The sequence below is a fragment of the Streptomyces sp. NPDC004647 genome (assembly GCF_040609575.1).
GTDB lineage: Bacteria > Actinomycetota > Actinomycetes > Streptomycetales > Streptomycetaceae > Streptomyces.
In genome coordinates this window covers 1-13071 of the sequence record NZ_JBEXKU010000132.1, presented here as the reverse complement: position 1 = coordinate 13071, position 13071 = coordinate 1, and the positions used below count along the sequence as shown (strand labels likewise).

Here is a 13071-nt window from a genome sequence, read left to right as displayed (position 1 = left end):
GACGGGTATTCCAGGATCAGCATGGACCCGGTCACCCGGTCGTTCTCGTCGAGGATGGCGACGCCGAAGAGCATGTGGCCTTCGGCGACCAGTTTGTCGCCCAGCGCGATGTGCGCTTCACGTGCGGCCAGGCGGCGGTCCAGGGCACCTTCGTCCGTGCCGTCGTAGGCGATGAGCATGAACTGCATGCGGTTCTCCTTGTGTTGTCGGTCGGGCATATGGTGATGGCCGGAGCCGGGGCACGCTCAGATCGCCGCGCCGACGACTGCCTGCGGTGTGAAACCGGCGGGCCATCGTGTCGTCTCGTCCCAGGTGGTGGAGAGTCCATGCTGATGTTGTCCAGCAGACAGCCGGTCAGATCGGCGCCGCGTAGCACCGTTCCTCGCAGGTCCGCCTCGGTGGGGTCGGAGTGGGCCAGATTGGCCGGCCAGGTCTGCGGACCGGAGTATCGCCTGGGCCATGTCCGCGTGATTCAGCTGGGCGTCCTGAAGCCGTGCCCTGGTGAAGTTGGTCGCGTCGGTGATGGGCGCCGTTGGGTTAGCGGTCCTGGGCTGCGGTGTCGGCAGCCTCCAGTGCGGACACCCCGGGGTAGGGGGAATTCCCCAGCGAGGGATGCCTGACCAGCTTGGTGTCCTCGTGGAGATAGCGGTAAGCGGTAGCGGGATCCACCGGCGTGAACGTGCCGGAGGACGGGACGTAACGCCAGGCGTAGGCGTCCTCGATGTCATAGCCGAGGACCGGCGCCGTAACGGTCAGGGTCAGCTCCGGACAAGAGGCGGCCAGTTCAGCGGTGAGAAGGCCGGTGAACCCTGCCAGGTCACGGGGGGTGACGGCGTAGACGGGCAGAGGCAGGTCCGGGAAGCCCGGGGCCGGGCGGGACACGCCGCGGCTACGCGCGTCGAGGGCCAGCACACCGGCCGGGGCGTGAAGGGTGACGGTCAGAGTGTCAGGGGCGAAGTTCCTCGAGCGGCGGCTGGCCATACTGACGGCACGATCCAGGATGCTCAAAGCCCGCTGCCCGGGCTGCTGCTGGTCGGCGTCACCGTTCGGGTCGGGCGATGCGGTCAGCTCGGGCCCGTCGTAGTTCATGGAGTCTCCGTTTCCGGGAGCGGCGTGGCCGCTGCATTCAAAGGTGGGTGGCTGGTTGGGGGTGTGGCACTGCGGGCAGTTGACCGGCGTACCGGCAGCGGGCTGGGCGGGGCGTAGTGCGGGGTCAAGGACGACCCGATAACGCGCGGCGGTGAGCATCTGAGCGGCGTGCGAGGCAGTCTGGTTCTCCCAGGCGGCCCCCAGATCGAAGGGGAGGCGGTACCAGTAGCCGGACAACGTCCCCTCTGCCAGGAAGCCGGCGCGCAGCAGGAGACGCACAGCCAACTCATCGAGGGGGCCGTCGGCTTCGACCTCTCCCCCGCGGCCGCGGGTGATGGTGATCGCATCGGTGCCGGTCATCGACGTCAACGGCATGAGGAAGTCACTCCTTGTCTGAAGGTCTGAATGAGGGTCTGAAGGTCTGAGCGCGGGTGGGGCGGTGGGGCGTGCCACCGACAGGCGCAGGCGCATACCGGGTCATGGACGGTGGTGGCGCCCGTAGCCGTCGGGCGCCCCACCGTCATGCCGCGGCAGGTAAGCAGCGCAAGAGGCAACCCGCAGACCCCGCCACGGCCGCGGCCTGCGCCGGGCCGCCAGTCCTCAGCCCTGCTGTCAGGTGAGGCGGATCACGCGGGTCTCCTCGGCTGTCAGGACCAGCGCGGGCAGGTCGGTGACCTTCTCGTGCCAGGCCCGGTAGAGGCGGTGGTAACCGTCAATGAGGAGATGCATCTCCGGATCGGTGAGGGTGGCCACCATGAGGGGCTCGCACAGGTCGGTGCGCATCGCGTGGTCGGTATCGATGCGAGGACGGGTCAGCGGCACCGCCCCGTCCGGGAAGCCGGAAGCGTCGATACCGGTGACGCGCGCGGTAGAGGCCACCTCGATGCGGTGACCCGTGCGGGGCGTCGCGTTCAGGAGGCGTTCAGCGGCGTCGATGTCGAAGCGCCAGCCGAAGTACACAAAGACCTGGCCCTTGTCGGCGGGCTGCGAAAACGTGGTCAACGTGGTCATGAGCAAGCTGTCCTTCTCTTCGAATAGTGGGCAGAGCAGAACCGCGCCACACCCGGGGCAAACACCTGGCTGGGGGCAAACACCTGGCTGGGGGCAAAGACAGGCGGCCTCGCAACAGACGCCGACGGGGCGACGGACCCAGCAGCCTCCGGCTACGGCAGGGCCGGCCCGCACCACCAAAGGCGGAGGGCATGCGGGGCCGAAGAAGCTCCGCAGACCGGCAGGAAAGAACGTACAGAGCAAGACCGTTAGACATGCAACCCCCAAAACCCAGGACGCCGAACAGGACCCTGGAGCCGAACACAGCGACCCCGATCGGACGGGACCCACGCTCCCCCCGGCCCGCCGGCGCGCGCATCACCGTGGCCCGGCAGACCCCGCCCGGCCCGCCCGCTCTGCATGCCCCCACTCCCCCGACCCACCGTCGGCAGCTCCCCCGCCGGACGGTGAACACAAGGGACGCGCTCCCGCGGCAACCACAGGAAAGAGACGGCATCCGTGCAGGTCAGTCCTTCACAAGCCCGGGAATCGGCCCGGACCGAGCCTGACGCGCCCCCTGGCCACCGATCACACCGCCAGGGCCGGACCTCCCGCCCTCCACCCGGAAAACGGCACACGGAGGCTTCTGCGGCCGCTGCCCGGCACCGAGCCCGAACTGAGGAACGCCAGACCATGTTTCACGTACTGGTGGCGCCGAGCCCGGCACGCGGCTGCGCCGCCGCAACGGCTGACGGCGACGCTTGAGCGGACGTGACCACCACATCTTCCGACACCTCACACGCCTCGATGACCTCGGTGCGCTCGGGCGAGGGATTGGTCAGGTCTTGCCACCACCTCGCGGCGGAGTGGGCCCATCGCGGACTCGCCGGCCGAGCTGGAACGACCACTGAGGCAGGCGCCGCGTTGGTCGAGGGCGGAATCGCCCGCGGCCAAGCTGGAACGACCACTGGGTCAGGCGCCGCGTCGGTCGGGCGGTGAGCTGGCGGGGATGGTGCCGAGGGACCGAGCAGCTCGGCTTCCCGGGATTCAATTTGCGTTGGTTGGCAATGTTGGACCAGCTCCAGTATCCGTAGACGTTGTCGACCCGCTCGGGCATCCGATCCCGTGGCGTCCGGTTGCCTTTCTGGCGATCCCGGAAGGCTTCGACCCACCCTTCCGGATACCAGCCGGGGTAACGTGCGCTTTGCAACTAGTTTCGACCGAACCGAGGTTGCACCCCGCCGCGACGCACTTGCCTGAAAACCCATCGGATACCTGTAAGGCATGTGGTCCCGGTGTCACTTGCCTCATGTGGCTTCTCCGAACAAAGACGTCATCTCATTTTGTGTGGTCCGTAGTCTGAGCTTGTGCTGATCGTGGAGCGCTTGGTGCCGGAGGAGTTATTCAAGCTGTTCCAGCGGGTGGTGCCGCCCGCCCCGTCACGGCCGCAGGGTGGGGGCCTGCGCCGTTTTCATGACCGCGAGGTGCTCGCGGTGATCACCCTCAGCCCGCAATGATCCAGCGCCACCGTCGTTAGCGCCAACGACCTCGCCCGGCTGCTCGCCGCCGTACCTCCGACCCCGTCCGACCCGGTCGTAGTACTGCTCCGAAATACGGCAAGCCTCCGGCTCACCACGCGGACGCCGCCGGACTCGGGGACATCGGCCCGCATGTGTGCGTAACGGGGTATGGCCCGGCGGCGGCCCCGGCAGGATAGGGCCACGGTTCACACGACGGCGTGGCCGGCAGGCGATGTTCTCGGCGGAATAACATGCGCAGCCGGCCCACAACAACGCACATGAAGGGGGAGATCGTGCGTCAGGATGACTTCTTCGAGACGGTGCAGAACGGGCAGTACTCGTCCAAGAGTCTGAACCACGACTTGATCGACGGGATCAGAAGGGGCCTGCCGTTCGGCGTCAGTGATGACGACGTCGCCTATGCCCTCATCTACCTGCTGATCGACGACCTGCCGATGGATCCGGAGCATGAAGGGTTGCTGGACAACTCCGAGACCGGCGCGGTCTTACGCTGCCTCAAGGCCGTTCTTTGGCGGATGGGAATCGAGTTCGAGCTGCCGTTCCACGACAAGCGCGGCTACTACTCTTTCCGGGCCGACAACAGAAACGGGCTCCAAACGGACTTGTCGCGAGTGTTCGCGCCCGCCAGAGAGGCTCTGGAGCGGCGCGATCGGGTTCATTCCGGAGGTGGGCTTCGGGGCCTGCGCGGGGAACTGCGCAACCTCATCTTCGCCGCCAAGCAGAAGCCGGAGATCGTCTGGCGGGATGTCGCGGCCGGGACGATCGAGATCACGAGGAACAAGCAGCACTGCTTGCTGTATGACCGTCCGGTCGGCGTCTCCGGACTCACCTGGGGCGAGGTGGCCGAGTGGTGGAGGCTCCAGGACGGCAACTATGCGCTTCCGGTGGAAGCGCTGCGCAAAGCGCTTCGGGACCGGCTGGTGGGATCCCTCCACGAGCCGGAACAGCTGATGCTGGACTCATACTGGCAATTCTCCGTGAGCAAGGGATTCGATGACATCCCTGCTCTCCTGCCGCAGGTGTTTCTCCACTACGACCCGCTCACTCAGCAGCAGAGGATGCAGCGGGCGGAGGGGCAGGTGCTCGTGCGTCAGCGTATGGACTTCCTGCTGCTCGCTCCCGGTGGCCGCCGGTACGTCCTGGAGCTGGATGGGAAGCAGCACTACTCGCGCAAGGGGGAGGCAGCGCCGGACCTGTACGCGGAGATGGTGCGGGAAGACCGGCGGATCCGGCTCCAGGGCTATGAGGTGTACCGGTTCGGGGGCGCGGAGTTCATCAGCAAGCAGGCGGCGGAGGCGATGCTGAGCGAGTTCTTCGGAGAGCTGCTCGGCGTGTAGCACTGCCTCGCGGGTCCGTGGCGGAAGGCGCAGCCCGGCCCTGGCAGGACCCCGGCTACCGTGCCGCCGGGGCGCCCAGGCCCCCGTGTGTTCCTTCCCGCCGACGCGGCTCAGCGTCGGTGGGAGGGCGGGGGCTACTTGCTGGAGCTGACCAGCAGCATCTGGAATTGCGTCCTGGCCTGGCTCATCATCATGGGATGGCTGAGCAGATGGACCTGCCGCGGTTGCGGAGCCTGATCGAGGGCGTGCTTGTCACGCTGTACCAGATAAACCGTCACCAGGATTTGCCAGCGCTGTGCGAGCGCCTCCGCCTCCCGGCGCCGCCTCCCAACGACGGCCCCACAAAGCACGAGCGCCTGACGGCTAGCCTGCGGGCCTGCCCGGACAGCCGCCTGGCGCATGTTGCTGAGGCCATTCTCGACAGCGAGTCAGTTCCTGCGGCCGAACTCATTCAACTGCAAGACGTTCTATGGCTCGGAAGCCACTACGTGGAGATTCCCGCTCGTACGAGGCGCGAACTGGCCAAGGACTTCGACCTGTCTGACCACCTTCGGTATCCGGACCGCTTCCTCGCACTGCTGGGAAGACTGTGGGACCTGGGCGACGACCTGCTCAGCGGGTGGGGCACGCCTACCAGCAGCCTGCGCGACAAGATCGAACGCCACGTGATCAGGTTCCCAGACGACTGGTCGACCGAGGACCTCTTCGAGCAGCTCGGTGCGTTCGAAGCCCCGCATCCTCGCTTCGGACACTTCCTCGAGGGGCTGGCTTCCTCTGCCGTCCTCCCCGACGAACAGGCACAGCGTCGTTTCGTCGACCTGGCCGATCAGCATTTGAAGCCCCTGGGCGCGCAGCTGCGCCAAGAAGGGGAAGCAGACGGCTACCCGCTGTTCCAGCTCGTCCAACCCGGGCGCGGCACCGCCCGCCGACCGCGCAACCTCATCTTCGCCACCCTGGGAAAACCAGACATCCGCTTCACCAGCGCTCTCGACAACGACATCGAAGTCGCGGAACGCGCCGACCAGGTCCTGGTCTACGACCGCCCCATCGGAAAGGACGGGCTGCTTTGGCGCGACCTGCTGTCCTGGTGGCAGGAGACCCACCACATCACCGACGCAGAGCAAGCCACCCTGTCCCTGTACGACCGCATGCAAGCGTCCCTGCCCCGCGAATCCAGGGGACAGAACAACCTGTTCTGGCTCTACCACAACATTTACAAGGGCCACTTGAGCGACGTACCCGCTCTCCTGCCGGAGATATGGGTGCACTGGGATCCCAAGACCGTGCGCGAACGCGGTGTGCGAGCCCTACAGAACCTGCGCATGGACTTCCTCATGCTGCTGCCAGGGAGCAAGCGGGTGGTGCTGGAAGTTGACGGCATGCAGCACTTCACACGCAACGGCGGAACCGAGCCTGACAGCGCGAAGTATGCCGCGACCATGGCCGGCGACCGTGACTTGAAGTTCCGAGGGTATGAAGTCTTCCGGTTTGGCCACGATGAACTGCGCGACCGTGAGCTTGCGCGGCCGGTGCTCACTGACTTCTTCCGTAAGCTCCTGAACTGTCCGCAGGACGGCTATTCCTGAGCCGGGTCGGGCAGTCTGAACAGCTGGTGCAACACCAGCCAGGCTGCGTGTTCTGCGAGCTGCATCCAGAGCATGAGGAGCCCATGCCGTACGACCTGATCGTTGAGGCCGGGCTGCCAGCGGCCAGCAGGTTCTTGCAGTGCGTCGCCACGGGCGACCCGGGCCCCATGCGCGTCCAGCAGCTGGTATGGCTCCCAGCAGTCTCCGGTCTCCAGTAACTGCCCAACATCGGGCACGACGAGGCGCTTCAGGTCCCGTTCGGGACTCCCCAGTTGCTCCACGGCCGGAACGTAGCAGAAGGCGCTATGACCTGCATAAATGCCGGATTTAGTTCAGTTAACACGCCTGACGCTTCCTCGGGACCCGAGATAACAACCCCCAGGTCCGCGGCGTCAGCCACGACACCCGCGCACTGACCGAGTCCGCGGCCCGGTCCTCCCGCCGCGACACGTCCACCGGCAGCGGGTAGACCTTCCCCCACTTGAACAGCTTCATGAACGCCGCCGCCTCACGGTTCCACTTCGTCCCGCCGATCTGCTCCGGGTTCTCCGGGGCCCGGCACCGCCAGTCCCGGAAGTCCGCGAGATCCTGCTCGGTTGCCCTCTGCCACGGCACCCCGCGCGACGACAGGAACTCGAGAAGTATTGGGATATCCGTAATTCCGCTTGGATTCCCGTTCCAGATTCCTGAATTCCTTGGAGCGGACGAAATCCAGCAGCTCCGTACCGACCGTGCCGTCCGACTGCACAAACACCGGATCACCCGGCCTCAGCCCGATCCGGGCCACCGCCCCCGGCAGGTCCTGTACGCCCCAGGACACACCCTCAGCTGGCAACGGCCCCCACCGCTCCTGATCCGGCACCCGCACCACATGCCACACACTCAACACACACCCCTACTGACGACTGAGAACACACTCGATCATCAGGGAAGACGCCGAGTTCCAGCACCTGTGGCAGGAGTACGCGGTGGACTTTGCGCTCCCTGGCGAAAGCGGGCCCGGCTCGGCGACATCAACCACCCGCCGCACGGGGTCAAGGTGGACGCGATCACCCACGCCCTGGCGAAGAAGGACGCGCGCCCGGACAAGGTGCAGCGGTGGGCCGATCACAAGGACAGCCGCACCACCAGCGGTACAACCGGCGCAAGGAACTGCTGGACGACAGCCACGGCTACGCCCTCGCCAGCGACGTCGCCGGCGCCCTGGAGCACGGCTGAGCACCGAACGGGACGGCAAGCGCTGGCAACAGACCGCTCGTCACGGCACCCTGTGGTGTCGTGCTTCCTGTATGCCGTGCCTACTGCCCTGCTGCACTCAGTTCTTTTTCCATGACCGCTTTCACGAGCGGGTCCCACGCTCCGTCAGGCCACGCTTGTTACTGCCCCGGCAGCGGGTTCGTCCCACTGCCGCCACGTCAACGCCACACGATCACTGTCCACGGCGCGCGACCCACGCGCGGCGGCCGGGTACACCGCCACCTGCTCCAGCATGAGCGTGAGGACACCCTTCTTGGACGCCAGCGTGGCGTGCTTCCACCACCGCAACGCGTCCAACACACCTCCGACGGGTACGTTCCGCGCCTGCTCAAGGAACCGCGCCTTCGAGGCGTTCTCGCGAATCCGCTTCGCCAACTTCTGGTCAGCCGTCCTGAACGCTTCCATCGACAGATCCGGCGAAGTGGCGTAGCTCTCGCCCAGTTCCTTCTGCCGCGCGCGGTCGGCCTCGACCTGCTTCCTCAGGGCGTCTGCCTCTGCCAGCAACTCATCACGCGCTTGCGCGATCTTGGCACTTACCTCCGGCCTGGCCAGGTCCGCCACAACGTGCTCGGCCACGTAGGTCTCGAACAGGTCAGCATTGATGCGTACCTTGCCGCATCCGCCCGGGTGCTGGGCCGTGCTCGGGGAGCAGCGGTAGCCGCGGCTTCCGCTGTTTGAAGGCGAGGCATCGACCGGGCTGGCGCACAGACCGCACACGGCGAGCGGGCTCGGCATCAGGTACTCGCGCTGGTCGGCCCGGCTGCTGTCAGGGTTGTTGGACGGACGCATCGCACGGATCGCCTTGAAATCCTCGGGGGTAATGAGCTGCGGCCCCCCGGTCTCCACCAGGCTGCCGTTCTCGTCTTCGCCGAGCCCAGCGATCGCCGGGTGATCCAGTACGCCCGCCAGGGTCGCCGGCCGCCACAAGCCGCCGCGCGTTGTGCGGTAGCCCTCAACGTTCATCCACTCCGTGATCGCCGGGTAGCTCTGCCCCGCCAGACGGCGGGAGGCGGCTGGCCGCAGTGCGGCCGCCTCCCGCTCACGAACACGTCGGTACGCCATGTCCTCGAACCCGTACAGCCGTGGCACCTGACAGCTCCCCTCGCCTCGGACCGACCCCCTGTTTGACACGGATAACTGTAGAGATAGGTCACACTGTTTCAAAGGACCGAACATGCCAGGACGGTCGTCCGCCCGGGCGGCCCGGCCCCGTAGGTGCCAAATAAACGCCAGAGGCTTCAGTCCGCTCTCTGCCCGGCATCGCGCCGCCAAGCGCTCACGCTGCCAGCCAGTGGGTGAACTGGTGGCTCAAGAGGTTGACGGCGTCGGCGGCCTGTTTGACCCGCTTCTTCTGCTCATCGCGGGCCTTGAGGTAGCCGAGTGTCGTTGCCGGGTCCGCGTGGTCAGCATAATTGGGGCGTCGCCGTATGCGGGTTTCTCAGATGGTGCGACGGGGGCGAAGCGAGCTGCTGACGGAGGACTGGTTCAGTCTGACAATCTTGCCCGCCTTCTCCTGTGATCCCGTCAGGTTCACGAGCCGCTCCAGCGTGACGGCGCGGTCGGTTGCGGCGCGGGCGAGGGTCTGCTCGGCTTTGCGCAGTTCGCTCTGGGCGCGGCGCCAGAGGTGGAACGCCTTGACCTCGTCGTCGGTGTTGAGGTCGTTGAACGCGAGCACCGTCCACAGTTGGCCTGTGTCGGTGAAGGGGCGGCTGTTGTATTTGCTGGACGCTGCTCCTGCGACCGGCCGGTGACCTCGTCGCCCGGGTCCTCGCGCGTATCCTGCCGTCGACCGCAGCCGCTGGGGTGGTGGGCGTGCCGGGCCTGCGTGCCCAGCTCAGCCGCCGTTCTTGCCTGACGGTAGGGCGAATCGGGGAACGCGCGGTGATCGAGGTGCAGCCGAGCCGCCGGTGCTCCGCCGCGCGCGCCTGCGTGGCCTCCACCGCGGCGAGGGCGGGGCCCAGCAGTTCGGCGGTGACGTCGAGCTTCGCGTACGCCTCCAGGCCCCGGGATTCCTCCACCGACGCGCGCTCGGCCTCGATCGGCGCGGCGGCCGTCCGCTCGGCGTACTGGGCCTCGAGCCGGGCGTGCAGGCCGAGCAGGCGGCGCACGATCGGCACCGGCGAATGCTTGTCGCACCCGTTGGGCGTGGTCTCGACCTCGGCGCGGCAGGTGCATTATCGAGGCAGCCCACAACGACGATGACCGTCGGGATACGCGTACGGCCCGCGCCGTGGGGAGCGGGCCGCGAGAGTGAGAGATCGTTTGGCCGCAGCCGCACAACGTCGGCCCTACCCGCCCACGAAACCCCGTGCAGCGAACTCTTCGAGCTCGCCCGGCGTGTCAGTTTCGGTTCAGCGCTGAGCCGAGCGGGTCCGCTTCGTCGTTGGGCCTGCTCTGCGAACTAGGAAGCCACGGGGTCAGGATCCGCTGGAGACCTTGCCCACTGCCTGGTCAATGTTGCGGTCGACGAGAGCTGGCGCCCCGACCAGCATCACAGCGACGTTTTTCTCGCGGACTGCGACGGTCTTCAGTACTTGAGACCCGTGAGGAAACTTCAAGGTCGTCGTGTATCCGAACTGTTCGTCGCCGACCCGGGGCAGTGAGGACCTGGTGATCTTCACCTCGATGGGCGTACTTCCTGACGTCATCTCGTAGGAGGGACACGCGGTGTACGCACGGAAGAGGGTGCGCAGCTTTGTGGACAGCGTTGAGGGGGCGTCGCTGTGGAGTTCCTCGCCCAAGGTGGAGTCGGTGTCGTAGCTGAAGTTGATCGCGGCTTTGCTGGCGAACTGCATCTGATCGCTCTGCTTCCCGAGCTTCTCCAGTGCCGGGCAGCCGCTCAGCCCGATGTCGTCGTAGCGCTCGCTGCCCTGGTCCTCGGCTGGGGCCTGGGTGTACCCCGCTCCCAGGTCGCTCGGTGCCAGCAGGAGCGAGCGGAGCCGACTGTGGCCAACTGGCTTTTCAGCGGTAGAGGGCGTTTTCGCCGCGCTCGGCTTGGAGTCGGTCTGGTCCGCTGCTGAGCCGCAGCCGCTGGCCATCAGGGCACAGCAGGCCACAACACTTGGAAGGCCCCAGCAGCGGAACCTGGTCGTCTTTGGCCGCATCTGTGGCTTCAACTCCTCCCGAATCAACGGGACATGACCCTACTGCCTCCGTGTGGCCGGGCTGCACATTCGTCGAGAAGGCGCATGATTCCAGCCGGACTTCCGGCTTCTGACGAGGCTTCGTTTCGAGGCAGCGCGGGTGGGCGCTGGTCGTCCGCGTGGTGGACGCCCCCGGTGATGCAGCTGCGGATCATGTTGCCCCTGTCCTGGTGGGTGGCGTGATCGTGCGCCAAGCGTGGACTGTTACGGCACTGGGACATGGTGCCGGTTCAGGGCAGGCGGCTTGCGGGCCCGGCGCCCCGCTGCTGTAGGGCATGGCCGTGGGCGTGGTCAGCAGGCCGTACGGCGGGGGTGGCTTCGGCCGGTGGAGCGCTGCCGCTTTTGGATCGGCCATGGCTGAGATGCTCTGCGTAGGTGGCCAGCGCTGCCAGGCCGCCGGTGGGGGTGGGCTTGAGTTCCATCACCGCTTCGAGCAGGCGTACGGCGCGCAAGGTCGCCGGCCGGTCTCTCCGGAGGTTTTCGAAGCGGTGCTCGGTGTGCTTCAGGTGTTCGCGCGCCTGGTCGACCTGCGCGGCGGTGACCGGTGCCTTGCCGAATTCGACGTGCGGGCTGTTGTAGCTGCGCTGCAGTTGGTCGAGGTGGCGGCGGGCGATGGGGATACGGTCGTAGACACGCTGGAATTCCTCGCCGCCCAGACCCGCGTTGTCGATCATCTGGCGGCGAAGGGCGCGTCCTCCGTCCGGCCCGGCTTGGCGCGGGAAGAGTCGGTGGAGGGCGTCTCGGGTGAGCCGCCGCTGGGCGGAGACGATGTCGGTGATGGCTCGCTCTCCCGCCTCCAGCGCGGCGCCCCAGGCGTCGTTCTCCTCACGTGTGTATCGGCCGGCTGTCGGCCTGGCTCGTTTTTCGTGTTCCGTGGTGATGACCAGGGCCAGGGCAGATTCGGCGGCATGCTCGGCGTCGGCCAGGACGCTGAGATATGTGAGCGCCGCATGCTGGGCATCGAGGTTCGTGAGCGTCGACCGGAGGTCATTGCACTGGTCCATGATGCGGTCCCTGCTCTGTCGCTGCGGGAGGGGGAGCGGCTGTTCCGGTGCGTGATGGGCGGTGATTTCGGTGAGGGCGTCGGCGGCGCGTGTCAGCGCTCCCTGGGTCTTCTCGGCTTCGTGGCGGGCAGTTGGCACCTTGGCCCGCCATGCGGCAGCGGCTTGCAGATCGCTGCCGAGCTGGACCGGGAATCCGGGCACGGCGCCGACTACAGGCGCCGCGGGCGCAGGAGCGGGAGCGTCACGGGGCGGCTGGGCGTCGTCCAATTCCCTGAGCGTGTCGTCGAAGTCGGCGCGGATGTCGTTGAGCAGGTCCGCGTCCACTGCGGGTCCGATCCGGTTGAGGCGGGTGAGGTAGGCGCGGGCAGCCTCCCGGGCTGGATGCTCGCCGTGGGCGTCCGGGGGTGTGGCGAGGACGGTTGCGGTCTCCGGGTGCCGGTGCCGCGACAGGAGGTGGTCGAGGAGGGCGTCCCGCGCCGAGCGGGCCGGCTGGATGACCTGGTCAGCGCCTGTGGTGAAGGTGAGGCGGTCCAGCATGCGCCACGCACGGCCCAGTTCACTCATCTCGGTCGAGGCTGGGTCGGCGGCGATGGCCAGGGCGCCGAGGGCGTCGGTGGCGGCGGCGCGCAGTAGTGCGGGGCCTTCGGGCTGCGGGTCGCTGTAGCGAGCGGCCAAGTGCCCGAGGAGTGCCGCGTCGGGGACGGTGCGCAGTGTTGTGGCCCAGATGTGGCCGCCTCGCTGCCAAGAATTGAGGGACGGCTGCTCGGCCCAGTAGGCCGTGGGGTCGTCCGACTCGAGGTGACGCATCCGTGCGTCCAACCATTCTGCGGTGTCGGCCAGCAGGGCGGTGCGCAGGGTGGCCACCGGCCGGGGTTTGGGCTCCGGCGCAGCCTCCGCCTCACGCAGGGTTTCCTCGGCGGCCTCTAGATGATCTATTCCAAGGGGTCAGTGATCGTAGGCGATCAGTGAGCGTAGGACGGTTTGTCCGGTCGCGTCGTTGTGCCAGATCGCGGCGGTCAGCGCGAGGACGCGTTGCATGACGCGGGCTATGACACCTCCGGGTGTGCGCCCTCGGTGCCGTTCGAGGTCAAGCTGTCCCTTGAAGGTCTCGTTGATCGATTCGA

Annotated in this window: 11 protein-coding genes and 3 pseudogenes; 3 read left to right on the top strand and 11 right to left on the bottom strand. The window is 67.1% G+C overall.

Going from position 1 to position 13071, the window contains the following annotated elements; genetic code table 11:
* The 4 genes and pseudogenes from ABZW18_RS32720 to ABZW18_RS32705 form a co-directional block, all read right to left on the bottom strand.
* The coding region (locus tag ABZW18_RS32720; RefSeq protein WP_356194659.1) for a YciI family protein at positions 1 to 188 on the bottom strand (188 nt) is incomplete at its 3' end.
* A 161-nt stretch (positions 189 to 349) separates the two neighbouring features.
* Positions 350 to 418, bottom strand: a pseudogene (locus tag ABZW18_RS32715) (pentapeptide repeat-containing protein); the annotation flags it as partial.
* 119 nt (positions 419 to 537) lie between these two features.
* Positions 538 to 1464, bottom strand: a complete 927-nt coding sequence (locus ABZW18_RS32710; RefSeq protein ID WP_356194657.1) for a hypothetical protein — start codon at positions 1462 to 1464, stop codon at positions 538 to 540.
* Between the two features lie 237 nt (positions 1465 to 1701).
* Complete coding sequence (locus ABZW18_RS32705) at positions 1702 to 2100, bottom strand: hypothetical protein (RefSeq protein WP_356194655.1); 399 nt, start codon at positions 2098 to 2100, stop codon at positions 1702 to 1704.
* 1346 nt (positions 2101 to 3446) lie between these two features.
* Here ABZW18_RS32705 and ABZW18_RS32700 point away from each other — a divergent pair.
* The 3 genes and pseudogenes from ABZW18_RS32700 to ABZW18_RS32690 form a co-directional block, all read left to right on the top strand.
* A pseudogene (locus ABZW18_RS32700) lies at positions 3447 to 3578 on the top strand (IS5/IS1182 family transposase); the annotation flags it as partial.
* A gap of 314 nt (positions 3579 to 3892) precedes the next feature.
* Complete coding sequence (locus ABZW18_RS32695; protein WP_356194653.1) at positions 3893 to 4957, top strand: hypothetical protein; 1065 nt, start codon at positions 3893 to 3895, stop codon at positions 4955 to 4957.
* 197 nt (positions 4958 to 5154) lie between these two features.
* Complete coding sequence (locus ABZW18_RS32690) at positions 5155 to 6543, top strand: hypothetical protein (protein WP_356194651.1); 1389 nt, start codon at positions 5155 to 5157, stop codon at positions 6541 to 6543.
* On the opposite strand, the gene ABZW18_RS32685 is transcribed toward ABZW18_RS32690, so the two are convergent.
* From ABZW18_RS32685 to ABZW18_RS32655, 7 genes and pseudogenes are all read right to left on the bottom strand, one after another.
* Positions 6534 to 6824: a hypothetical protein gene (locus ABZW18_RS32685; protein ID WP_356194649.1), complete on the bottom strand. Its 291-nt coding sequence runs from the start codon at positions 6822 to 6824 to the stop codon at positions 6534 to 6536. The genes ABZW18_RS32690 and ABZW18_RS32685 overlap by 10 nt on opposite strands.
* A 55-nt stretch (positions 6825 to 6879) precedes the next feature.
* On the bottom strand, positions 6880 to 7158 hold the full coding sequence (locus tag ABZW18_RS32680; RefSeq protein ID WP_356194647.1) for a hypothetical protein: 279 nt from the start codon (positions 7156 to 7158) through the stop codon (positions 6880 to 6882).
* Positions 7159 to 7905: 747 nt separating this feature from the next.
* Complete coding sequence (locus ABZW18_RS32675) at positions 7906 to 8889, bottom strand: recombinase family protein (RefSeq protein ID WP_356194645.1); 984 nt, start codon at positions 8887 to 8889, stop codon at positions 7906 to 7908.
* Positions 8890 to 9238: 349 nt separating this feature from the next.
* The gene (locus ABZW18_RS32670) at positions 9239 to 9475 is read right to left on the bottom strand and encodes a hypothetical protein (RefSeq protein ID WP_356194642.1); all 237 of its coding nucleotides are present in this window, start codon (positions 9473 to 9475) and stop codon (positions 9239 to 9241) included.
* 742 nt (positions 9476 to 10217) lie between these two features.
* Positions 10218 to 10931 carry a hypothetical protein gene (locus ABZW18_RS32665; RefSeq protein WP_356194640.1) on the bottom strand — a complete coding sequence of 238 codons (714 nt, stop codon included), beginning with the start codon at positions 10929 to 10931 and terminating at the stop codon, positions 10218 to 10220.
* Positions 10932 to 11173: 242 nt separating this feature from the next.
* On the bottom strand, positions 11174 to 12811 hold the full coding sequence (locus ABZW18_RS32660) for a hypothetical protein (protein ID WP_356194638.1): 1638 nt from the start codon (positions 12809 to 12811) through the stop codon (positions 11174 to 11176).
* A gap of 81 nt (positions 12812 to 12892) precedes the next feature.
* Positions 12893 to 13071, bottom strand: a pseudogene (locus ABZW18_RS32655) (IS982 family transposase); the annotation flags it as partial.

What these genes read in the sequence shown, in the direction of transcription:
- ABZW18_RS32690 (WP_356194651.1), top strand. Translation starts at nt 5,155, where the DNA reads ATGGCTGAGCAGATGGACCTGCCGCGGTTGCGGAGCCTGATCGAGGGC.
- ABZW18_RS32710 (WP_356194657.1), bottom strand. Translation starts at nt 1,464, where the DNA reads ATGCCGTTGACGTCGATGACCGGCACCGATGCGATCACCATCACCCGC.
- ABZW18_RS32705 (WP_356194655.1), bottom strand. Translation starts at nt 2,100, where the DNA reads ATGACCACGTTGACCACGTTTTCGCAGCCCGCCGACAAGGGCCAGGTC.